Origin of the sequence: Pandoraea anapnoica (assembly GCF_902459765.1) — a bacterium.
Classification (GTDB): domain Bacteria; phylum Pseudomonadota; class Gammaproteobacteria; order Burkholderiales; family Burkholderiaceae; genus Pandoraea; species Pandoraea anapnoica.
Window position 1 is genome coordinate 211,322 of record NZ_CABPSP010000014.1, and the last position, 9,171, is coordinate 220,492.

Sequence of the window (9,171 nt, forward strand, 5' to 3'; positions counted from 1 at the left end):
GATATCTGTGATGTGCTCACTGCACCGAAATCGCGCGGGGCTTCGACGCCTCCGAGCGACCGATGCTGATCTTCAAGCACCCGTTCACGTATCGGGCCTTAACGTTGTCCGGGTCCGCGTGCGGCGGCAGCTCGATTACGCGCCGAAACGCACCCGTGAAGCGCTCTGCGGCATACACTTTCACGTCCTCGGACGTCGCCCGCTCTGGCGCCTTGCGCTCGCCACTGAGGGTGAGCAACCCCTTGTCGATCGACACGTCGATGTGCTCAGGGTCGAGACCCGGTGCAAACGCGACGATCTCGATCGAGTCGTCGGTGCTGCCGATGTTGACGGGGGGGAACAGGCCGGTGCGCGTTGCGCGCAGGCTGGCGGGGAATCCCGTGAAAAGGCTGTCCATCTGCCGTTGCAGGCGGTTGATTTCGCCCAGCAGATCGGTACCGAAAAAGAGATCACTCATGGTTGGCTCCTTACAGGGGCCTGTATGGAGGTCGAACCGGAATACGTGCCCCAGTTCACCCGTCCGCAACAGACCGCAGACTGACAAATCGAAACACGCAGCGCGTGAACCGCGACTGCCTGAGCGAGATTTAAAATAGGTCACCGCGCGAAAATTTCAAGAGGTAGCAACGCATGTTGTTGCAAGGAGGCTTCATGGATTTTTTCGATACCCTGCGTGAACAGATGGATACCGTGAAACTGCCGCTTTATGCAGTTACCGTCACCGCCGTGGCACGGGTCAATACCCCGCTTGTCGCCATCCTTCACTGGCACGGATTCCGACGAGCGACTCCGCTCAAACTGCCCGGCGTCGAGATTCCCGCACGGCCCGTGCCGGGGTCCGCTCTCCAGCTTACGCAACCCTGGCATCGCTTCGAGACCGTCGACGCCGCACTCCTCGATGCGGCGTGGCGACTCGGCGCGTGGGAGGTCGAGCGCATCGAGCGGCGGGCCTGTGCCGTGATCGGTGCGTCCGCCGCCGAGGCACTTGCGTGCCGTCAGGCGTTCGGCGACTACGGCGAGGATGTTCCTGCGGATCAGCACCTGCTCGACGCCGCACCCGAGCGCAAAGCACTCATGCAGATTGCCGCGCGCAAGGGCTACGTGCGGTGGCTGTTCCGTCCGGTCAAGGGCGGAATATGGCGAGCGCTCGACGAGCCGGACGACACGCTCAACGCCGATGGCGGCCGCCCGTTGCCTTGCCCGGTGCTGCCCAAACCGCGTCGGCCGGAGGGGGCGGGTCGCACCGTCTACCGGTTGGGGACCGTTCGCCGCGTCCTGTTGCGTTGAAACATTTTGTTACAAATATATCGTTTCGCGGCCTCTTGAAGCGCGCGCCACGCGCCTTTATTTTGCTTTTCGCCAGACACTGGCACGGCCTGCGCGCCGGGGCAACGCACCATGTTGCCGCTCCGGCGCGAGGCCGGATTCCCTTTTGGTGATCAATCGCTTAGGAGATGGAAATGCAGATTCGTCCCCTCTACGACCGGGTTATCGTCAAGCGAATCGAACAGCAGCGCACGACGGCCTCCGGTATTGTGATTCCCGATTCCGCCGCGGAAAAGCCCGAGCAGGGCGAAGTCATCGCAGTCGGTAACGGTCGGCTGCTGCAGGACGGCACGCAGCGCGCGCTTCAGCTCAAAGTCGGCGACCGGGTGATTTTCGGCAAGTATGCCGGCCAGGCCGTCAAGGTCGATGGCGAGGAATTGCTCGTCATGCGCGAAGAAGACGTGATGGGCGTGCTGGACGCCGATCATGGCGCCGAGCGCAAGGCCGCCTGACATCCCGAAAGGTCGCGAACATCGTCGTTATCCCGTTCATGGGTGGTTCGCGACGTGCTGAGTCGACAACTTTTCCCGGAGTACGACATGAGTGCAAAAGACGTCAAATTTCATGACAGCGCCCGCAGCCGAATCGTCAAGGGCGTGAACGTGCTGGCCGACGCGGTGAAGGTGACCCTCGGCCCGAAAGGGCGCAATGTGCTGATCGAGCGCAGCTTTGGCGCGCCAACCATCACGAAGGACGGCGTGTCCGTTGCGAAAGAAATCGAGTTGAAGGACCGCTTTGAGAACATGGGTGCCCAGGTGGTCAAGCAAGTGGCGTCGAAGACCGCCGACGTGGCTGGCGATGGCACCACGACGGCTACCGTTCTCGCCCAGGCGATTGTGCAGGAAGGCATGAAGCACGTCGCGGCCGGCATGAACCCGATGGATCTGAAGCGTGGCATCGACAAGGCGGTGGCCGCAGTGCTCGAAGCGTTGCGCAAGCTGTCGAAGCCGATTTCGACCAACAAGGAGATCGCACAGGTCGGTTCGATCTCCGCGAACTCGGATGAGGCGATCGGCAAGATCATCGCCGACGCCATGGAAAAGGTCGGTAAGGAGGGCGTGATCACGGTCGAGGACGGCAAGTCGCTCGAGAACGAACTCGACGTCGTCGAGGGCATGCAGTTTGATCGTGGTTACCTGAGCCCATACTTCGTCAACGATCCGGAGAAGCAGGCGGCGTACCTCGACGACGCGTTGATCCTGCTGCACGACAAGAAGATCTCTGCGATTCGCGACCTGCTGCCGATTCTCGAAGTGGCCGCGAAAACGGGCAAGCCGCTGTTGATCGTCTCCGAGGATATCGAAGGCGAAGCGCTTGCCACCCTCGTGGTCAACGCGATGCGCGGCATCCTGAAGGTCGTCGCGGTCAAGGCGCCGGGCTTCGGCGACCGGCGCAAGGCGATGCTCGAAGACATCGCGATTCTGACCGGTGCGACTGTGATCTCGGAAGAGACCGGCAAACAGCTCGAAAAGGCCACGCTCGACGACCTCGGCAGTGCCAAGCGCGTGGAAGTGCGCAAGGAAGACACCATCATCATCGACGGTGCGGGCGACGCGAAGCGCATTGAGGCGCGGGTGAAACAGATCCGCGTTCAGATCGACGAGGCGACTTCCGACTACGACCGCGAAAAGCTGCAGGAACGTGTCGCGAAGCTCGCGGGCGGTGTTGCGGTAATCAAGGTCGGCGCTGCGACCGAAGTCGAGATGAAGGAGAAGAGGGATCGCGTGGACGACGCGTTGCACGCCACGCGCGCGGCCGTCGAGGAAGGGATTGTGCCGGGCGGCGGCGTTGCCCTGCTGCGTGCGCGCTCTGCCGTGTCGAATCTGAAAGGCGCGAATGCCGATCAGGACGCCGGTATCCAGATCGTGCTGCGCGCGCTTGAAGCTCCGCTGCGCGTGATCGCATCGAACGCAGGCGACGAACCGTCGGTCGTCACCGCGAAGGTGCGCGACGGCGAGGGGAACTTCGGCTACAACGCGGCCACCGGCGAATATGGCGATCTGGTCGAAATCGGCGTAGTCGATCCGACCAAAGTCACGCGCACGGCATTGCAGAACGCGGCTTCCATCGCCGGGCTGATCCTCACGACGGACGCGACGGTCGCCGAAGCGCCGAAGGATGAGAAACCCGCGCAGTTACCCGTGCCGGAGCTCGACTACTGAGGCTGAGCCGTCTGATCTGCCATTCACGAGCCAGCTAGTTGTCTGGCTGGCGTAACTCCCGTTCGGCGCGGCCCGCGGCTTTTCGCGTGTCGCGCCGCTTTTCTTACGGAGGGGGTCATGCACCTGAAACTCATCATCGACGCGAGACCGCTCGATATCGAGATCGACGACGTGATCGCCGGACTGCTCGCGCTCCGGCTAGATCTTCCCGAAAATGCAGATCAGCAGGCGGCCATCCTTCAATACCTCAGCGAGAAAGGTTCACCGTGGCTGCTCGACGAGGAACACATGCGAAAGCGGATTTTCCGCCGTCTCATACTCGACATCGCCGACCCGGCGCTCATCATTCGGTATTTGATGGTCGACAGATGAAGCGCACTTTGTCCCGGCGTTGTACGTCGCAGCGCCGGGACGGGACTTGCTCGTTCTCCCCGCGTGGTCTCGATTCCCGAGTGCGAGCTGCGGGCCGAAGCCAGAGCGCGCAGGGTGTCGCAATGAGAGGAGCGTCGTTGCCTCCGCCGAAGCGTCCCGGACGCGTGCATATGTGGATTGCACATGGGCGCGGTTGCCCCGCCATCCTCATCCTTCAGGCGTCCTGAGCCATATGCGTCGCCGCGGGTGAGGTATCGAGGTTCGTATTGACACTCAGAATGACTTCGCCTTCAATCGCTCGATCGTCCACATGCGTTTCCCTGGACGTGGACGCATCGCCAACTCCATTCGCTGGACAGGACACTCGTGGTGCAGAACAAAGCTCCTATTAGGTAACACACGCTGGGCCCGGCAACGCTCGGGGAACGTCGGAGCTCGATCGACAGGTCAACTCAAAGGCAAGCTTCGCCAATCCCAGCACGGGGCAGATCGGACCGACGTTCAAAGCCAATCTTAGACTGAGTGTCCGAGCAATTGCTACGCAGACTCATGCTCATCAATCTGGATTGATATGTCTAGCCAGATCAACGCGTGGGTATATTCGTTGACTCCTGATTTAATTGAATCGAATCGCAAATCGAATGCTTATAGAGCGTCTCCTCAGCATCCCCGCACGTTAGTTTGCGCCGCGAATTCGGCAGACTGTGCGAACAGTACGAATCTGGACGCGAAAAATCGTAGCTTGTGTTTGATGTCCCGGAACTTTTGATTGCCTATCCTCGTACGTAAATTCAACGCGAGGAGACATCTGTGCACAGAAGACAGTTTGCCTTTGCGGGCGTCATATCGGCGGGTTCGCTCTTCGTCGGGAGCCGGTCTGCGGATGCTACGCCAACCGTCGCGGGAAGCCGGGTGTATCGGGACGACATCGCTAGTGCTCTGCTAACGCAGATCCGGCAGGCGGAGTCCGTGACAGCGGGATTTGGGGCGTGGAGCAGCATCGTGCGTCCGATACTGCCATTCGCCCACCTCACGGCGCTAGTGTGCCGGGCTCCCGATGCGGCGGGGGCGGTTGGTGAGCCACAGATAGGCGATGTGCAACGAGTCTTCTCGACCATTCCCACGGCATACCCAGTCGGTGGTTGGAAGCATCTGACGGGCAGCGATTGGGCCCGATACGTGCTGATCGACCAGCGGACGTTGATTGCTTCAGGTCATGAGCGTCTGATGCACTTCTTTCCCGACTACGCACTGCTCGAGTCACTTGGCGTTCGCACACTCGTCAATATTCCCGTTGTCGTCTGCCGTCGCACGGTGGGCGCGTTCGCGCTTCTTCTCGAGACACCGACGGTCGATCAGGATGCGCTGGCACAAGTGGAGGCGATTGCGCTGCTCATGAGCGGCGTCTTTACGCTTGGACAGGGGGCGTCGAGATGAGCCCGGAAGCCGCTAGTCAACTGATGGCAGTGGGGGAGGTTCATGGCACCTGCGAAAGCGCGCGCGGACCATGGACAACGAATCCACAGCATCTGGCGCTATTTGTCGCGATTCTAACGTTGCTTATCTGGAGCACTCTGGCTGTATCGGTCGTCAGTCTAAGCATGGTTCCACCGTTACTCGTCACTGGCATTGCGCTGACTGGCGGCGGTGTCATCGGGTTGCCCTGGATCCGGTGGCGAACGCTCGATTGGCGTGCGGTTGTCATCGGCACGCTTTCGATGTTTGGTTATCACGCGTTGTATTTCCTCAGCTTGCAATGGGCGGACCCCGTCGCCGCGAGTCTTCTCCATTACCTCTGGCCGCTCTTCATCATCCTGTTGACGCCGGTGATGCTACGGGAGCATCGCCTTTCAATCCTGCACGTGCTTGCTGCCGTATGCGGATTTTCGGGCGCGGTGGCATGTATCGCCTCTGGTCCGGCGTTTTCCGATAGCACCTGGGCGGGATTCTGTCTCGCCGCTATCTCTGGCCTGATCTGGGCGTACTACACCGTGTGGTCTCGCAAGCGCAGTTCTGTGCCCACGTCGACCGTCGCCTTGTATTGCTTGCTGGCCGGTGTGCTGGCGCTATTGCTGTATGCGGGTTTGCAGGTCGGTTTAGGCCGCGCGGGTACGGCCTCGATGATCGGGGTAAGCGACTTGAGCGTACAGCAATGGGCAACACTCGCGTTCCTTGCACTTGGCCCGCTGGGGGGCACGTTTTACATGTGGGACTTTGCGATCAAGCGCGGGCGGCCGAGCCAGATCGCGATCCTGGCGTATGCCGTTCCGATTGTCTCAACCTTGTTTGTCGGCCTATTTCTTGGGCGCGGCGTCGATTCGGCGGCGCTTTTGGGTGCACTGCTGGTCAGTATTGCCGTCGCAATAGGCAATCGGGCAGACCGTAACACCCGGACGTCCCCGTCCCACTCCTTGCAATAGCACATCATGACTTCGAACCTATCTGACGCCGGGCATCGAATCGCCATCGGCGAGGAAATTGTCGCGGGCTTCGCCAAGTACAAGTTGCCAGGCGTGGCACCGGCGACGTGCCGAGATCGCGGCGTCGGCCCGCACCGTCGGCTTATCCTGAGAGGGGCCACGCTGATCGATGGGACCGGTGCGCCGCCGTGGGGATATGTCGACGTCGTCGTCGAGGACGGGGTCATTACCGATCTGGTCAGCGTGGGCGCGCCGGGGCTTGCGATCAAACCGGAAAGACGGCCGCCGCCGGGGGAATTCGAAATCGACTGTCACGGCAAGTTCGTGACGCCGGGATTCGTCGACGCGCACGCCCACATCGGGGCACCGTTTCACGCGGCTCGCGGCGTAATGCCGAGCGCAGACTATGTGTACAAGCTTTGGCTTGCGCATGGTGTGACGACCATCCGCGAGGCAGGTTGCTTCAATGGCCTCGCGTGGACGCTGGCTCAAAAGCAAGCGGCTGCCGAGCATCGGATCGCGGCACCGGCTATTTACGCGTATGCCTACTTCCCCGCGATCAATGATTACTTGAAAACGATTCACACACCGGGACAGGCGCGCGAGTGGATTCGCCGTATTGCCGATGCGGGCGCCGACGGCGTGAAGTTCTTCGGTGCGCCGCCAGCCGTGATGGAAGCCGCACTTGACGAAGCGCGTGCGGCGGGGCTGCGGACATGCTGCCATCACGCCACGCTGGCGGTGAGTCGCATGAATGCACTGACCACCGCTCGCTGGGGTCTCACCAGCTCGGAGCACTCATACGGGCTTCCCGAAGCGCTATTCGACGACCGCACCGTGCAGTCGTTCCCCACCGACTATCACTACAACGACGAGTATCTGCGGTTCTCTGCCGCCGGGACGACGTTCTTGCAGGCGGCAAAGCCAGGAAGTGCGAAATGGAACGACGTTCTCGACGCGTTCCTTGAGGTCGGTCACACGTTTGTCCCGACATTAAATGTCTATGACGCCAATCGCGATCTGATGCGAACCCGTCGCGCGGACTGGCATGACCGCTTCACTGATCCAACCCTGATGCGATATTTCGAGCCGCACCGCGGAGGGCACGGGGCTTACTGGTATCGATGGAGTACGCAAAACGAAGTCGATTGGCGCGAGACTTTCCGGCTATGGATGCACTTTCTCCGGGACTACAAGAACCGCGGGGGACGTGTGTGCGCTGGCAGCGATTCCGGCTTCATGTACCAGGTTTACGGGTTTGGCTTCGTACGCGAGCTGGAGCTGCTTCAGGAGGCGGGATTCAATCCCCATGAAGTGTTGCGAGCGGCGACGCAATCCAGTGCGGAGTTGCTGGGCATCGACGAGAGCGTTGGCACAGTGGAAGTGGGTAAGCGCGCCGACCTCCTTGTGCACGACTCAAATCCGCTCGATGACTTCAAGCAACTTTACGGTACCGGCGCGCTGCGGCTTGACGAGGCGAGGCAGGTCGGCGACTGGCGTCGTTGCCTCCGGTACACCATAAAATGCGGCGTCGTGTTCGAAACGGGCCAATTACTCGCCGACGTCGAAGCCATGGTCGCTGAGGCGAAAGCGCGGGAGGCGTTCGATGAAGCCTGAGCCCACGGATTTTGTCATTCTGTCCGGGTTTCTCGGTAGCGGAAAGACGACGCTGCTGTCTGAGTTCCTCGCGCAAGGGGCGGACGAGAGCACGGCAGTCATCGTCAACGATGTCGGGGAAGTGAACATCGATGGGGCGATTCTGGCGGTGCATGACGGTGTTCCCATGGCGACGCTTGGCAATGGATGCGTCTGCTGTAGTCTGATTAACGATCTCCAGTTCACCGTGGAATCGCTGATTGCCTCTCGCCAAGAGACGACGGATGTGCCATTTTCCAGGATCGTTCTCGAGTGCAGCGGGTTGTCCGACCCCGGTGGCGTGATGCGAGCTCTCTCGGCGCTTTCGTCACTGGATATGCGCGTACGCGTTGTGACGACCTACGCGGCTAACAATGAGATCAATCGCGATGATTTCCCCTTGTTGGCAGCACAGGTCTGCGGTGCTCATACGGTGATCGTCACCAAACTCGATCTGTGCCATGAGGCGCAGCGCCTGCATGCGTTGGATGAGATCAGGCTGCTGGCGCCGCTCTCGCGGTGCATCGTGGAACGCGACCGGACGCGCCGCGCAACGGCCGCGTTTTCGGCGGGCACGCAAGCGACGCCCCTCGTCTTCGATTCCGCCATGACACGGATTGGGCTGCCCGGGGGGCATGCACGCGTGAGAGCGTTCACCCTTTCCTGGGAAGCGCGTCTGGACTGGCATGCGTTTTCGGATTGGATGGAGAATGTCGCCGGTTTTCTAGACAGACGGTTGCTTCGCGTCAAAGGCATTCTGCATGTCCAGAATTGCGCGGACGGCGTTCTGATACAAGCCGTAGGACAGCATTTCGATCTCCCGAAGCGCATCGTCGCGCCTTCGTCGCGCTCACAAATTGTGGTCATCGCGTTGGACACGGATGCGAAAGCGTTGCTCGCCATTCCGACACGCCTGCCTCCGCCACAGGTATCAACGTTTTCCAGTAGCACGTCCTCCGGTGACGTTGGATTTCGCTTTACACGTCCGCTAATGCTTTTTCCTTCGTCCTGAGCTCCGCACCGTTTCCCCTCCATCAATGATCCGTTTTCACATGCTCGACTTCCGGTAGTCGTGGCGTCTTGGCGTCGCAATCCACGAGTGGAGCGGCATGGCGATTCTCGCCGCCGTGCTGATTCATCCAAATCAACCAAAAGAAATCTCGTATGGATATTCTGACTCAACAAATCTTGAACGGCCTCGTGCTTGGCAGCGTCTACGCGATCATTGCACTGGGCTATACGATGGTCTACGGCAT

General features: G+C 60.7%; 9 protein-coding genes. 8 read left to right on the plus strand and 1 reads right to left on the minus strand.

What is annotated here, in order from left to right; all coding sequences use genetic code 11:
- Positions 1 to 16: 16 nt before the first annotated feature.
- Complete coding sequence (locus tag PAN31117_RS21590; protein ID WP_150740004.1) at positions 17 to 457, minus strand: Hsp20/alpha crystallin family protein; 441 nt, start codon at positions 455 to 457, stop codon at positions 17 to 19.
- Between the two features lie 194 nt (positions 458 to 651).
- On the opposite strand from PAN31117_RS21590, the gene PAN31117_RS21595 reads away from it, so the two are divergent.
- The 8 genes from PAN31117_RS21595 to PAN31117_RS21630 all read left to right on the plus strand — a co-directional run bounded on the left by PAN31117_RS21595 (position 652) and on the right by PAN31117_RS21630 (position 8,927).
- Positions 652 to 1,287, plus strand: a complete 636-nt coding sequence (locus PAN31117_RS21595; RefSeq protein WP_150740005.1) for a diguanylate cyclase — start codon at positions 652 to 654, stop codon at positions 1,285 to 1,287.
- 173 nt (positions 1,288 to 1,460) lie between these two features.
- Positions 1,461 to 1,778 carry a co-chaperone GroES gene (locus PAN31117_RS21600; protein ID WP_150740006.1) on the plus strand — a complete coding sequence of 106 codons (318 nt, stop codon included), beginning with the start codon at positions 1,461 to 1,463 and terminating at the stop codon, positions 1,776 to 1,778.
- Between the two features lie 87 nt (positions 1,779 to 1,865).
- Positions 1,866 to 3,488, plus strand: a complete 1,623-nt coding sequence (groL, locus tag PAN31117_RS21605; RefSeq protein WP_150740007.1) for a chaperonin GroEL — start codon at positions 1,866 to 1,868, stop codon at positions 3,486 to 3,488.
- A 117-nt stretch (positions 3,489 to 3,605) separates the two neighbouring features.
- Complete coding sequence (locus PAN31117_RS21610) at positions 3,606 to 3,860, plus strand: hypothetical protein (RefSeq protein WP_150740008.1); 255 nt, start codon at positions 3,606 to 3,608, stop codon at positions 3,858 to 3,860.
- 1,095 nt (positions 3,861 to 4,955) lie between these two features.
- Positions 4,956 to 5,297: a GAF domain-containing protein gene (locus tag PAN31117_RS21615; protein ID WP_150740009.1), complete on the plus strand. Its 342-nt coding sequence runs from the start codon at positions 4,956 to 4,958 to the stop codon at positions 5,295 to 5,297.
- The gene (locus PAN31117_RS21620) at positions 5,294 to 6,280 is read left to right on the plus strand and encodes a DMT family transporter (protein WP_150740010.1); all 987 of its coding nucleotides are present in this window, start codon (positions 5,294 to 5,296) and stop codon (positions 6,278 to 6,280) included. The genes PAN31117_RS21615 and PAN31117_RS21620 overlap by 4 nt, the downstream gene beginning before the upstream one ends.
- A 6-nt stretch (positions 6,281 to 6,286) precedes the next feature.
- On the plus strand, positions 6,287 to 7,897 hold the full coding sequence (locus tag PAN31117_RS21625; protein WP_150740011.1) for an amidohydrolase family protein: 1,611 nt from the start codon (positions 6,287 to 6,289) through the stop codon (positions 7,895 to 7,897).
- A complete protein-coding gene (locus PAN31117_RS21630) occupies positions 7,887 to 8,927 on the plus strand; it encodes a CobW family GTP-binding protein (protein ID WP_150740012.1) in 1,041 nt (346 codons plus the stop codon). The genes PAN31117_RS21625 and PAN31117_RS21630 overlap by 11 nt, the downstream gene beginning before the upstream one ends.
- Positions 8,928 to 9,171: the final 244 nt, after the last annotated feature.

What these genes read in the sequence shown, in the direction of transcription:
- PAN31117_RS21620 (WP_150740010.1), top strand. Translation starts at nt 5,294, where the DNA reads ATGAGCCCGGAAGCCGCTAGTCAACTGATGGCAGTGGGGGAGGTTCAT.
- PAN31117_RS21595 (WP_150740005.1), top strand. Translation starts at nt 652, where the DNA reads ATGGATTTTTTCGATACCCTGCGTGAACAGATGGATACCGTGAAACTG.
- PAN31117_RS21630 (WP_150740012.1), top strand. Translation starts at nt 7,887, where the DNA reads ATGAAGCCTGAGCCCACGGATTTTGTCATTCTGTCCGGGTTTCTCGGT.
- PAN31117_RS21625 (WP_150740011.1), top strand. Translation starts at nt 6,287, where the DNA reads ATGACTTCGAACCTATCTGACGCCGGGCATCGAATCGCCATCGGCGAG.
- groL (WP_150740007.1), top strand. Translation starts at nt 1,866, where the DNA reads ATGAGTGCAAAAGACGTCAAATTTCATGACAGCGCCCGCAGCCGAATC.
- PAN31117_RS21590 (WP_150740004.1), bottom strand. Translation starts at nt 457, where the DNA reads ATGAGTGATCTCTTTTTCGGTACCGATCTGCTGGGCGAAATCAACCGC.
- PAN31117_RS21610 (WP_150740008.1), top strand. Translation starts at nt 3,606, where the DNA reads ATGCACCTGAAACTCATCATCGACGCGAGACCGCTCGATATCGAGATC.
- PAN31117_RS21600 (WP_150740006.1), top strand. Translation starts at nt 1,461, where the DNA reads ATGCAGATTCGTCCCCTCTACGACCGGGTTATCGTCAAGCGAATCGAA.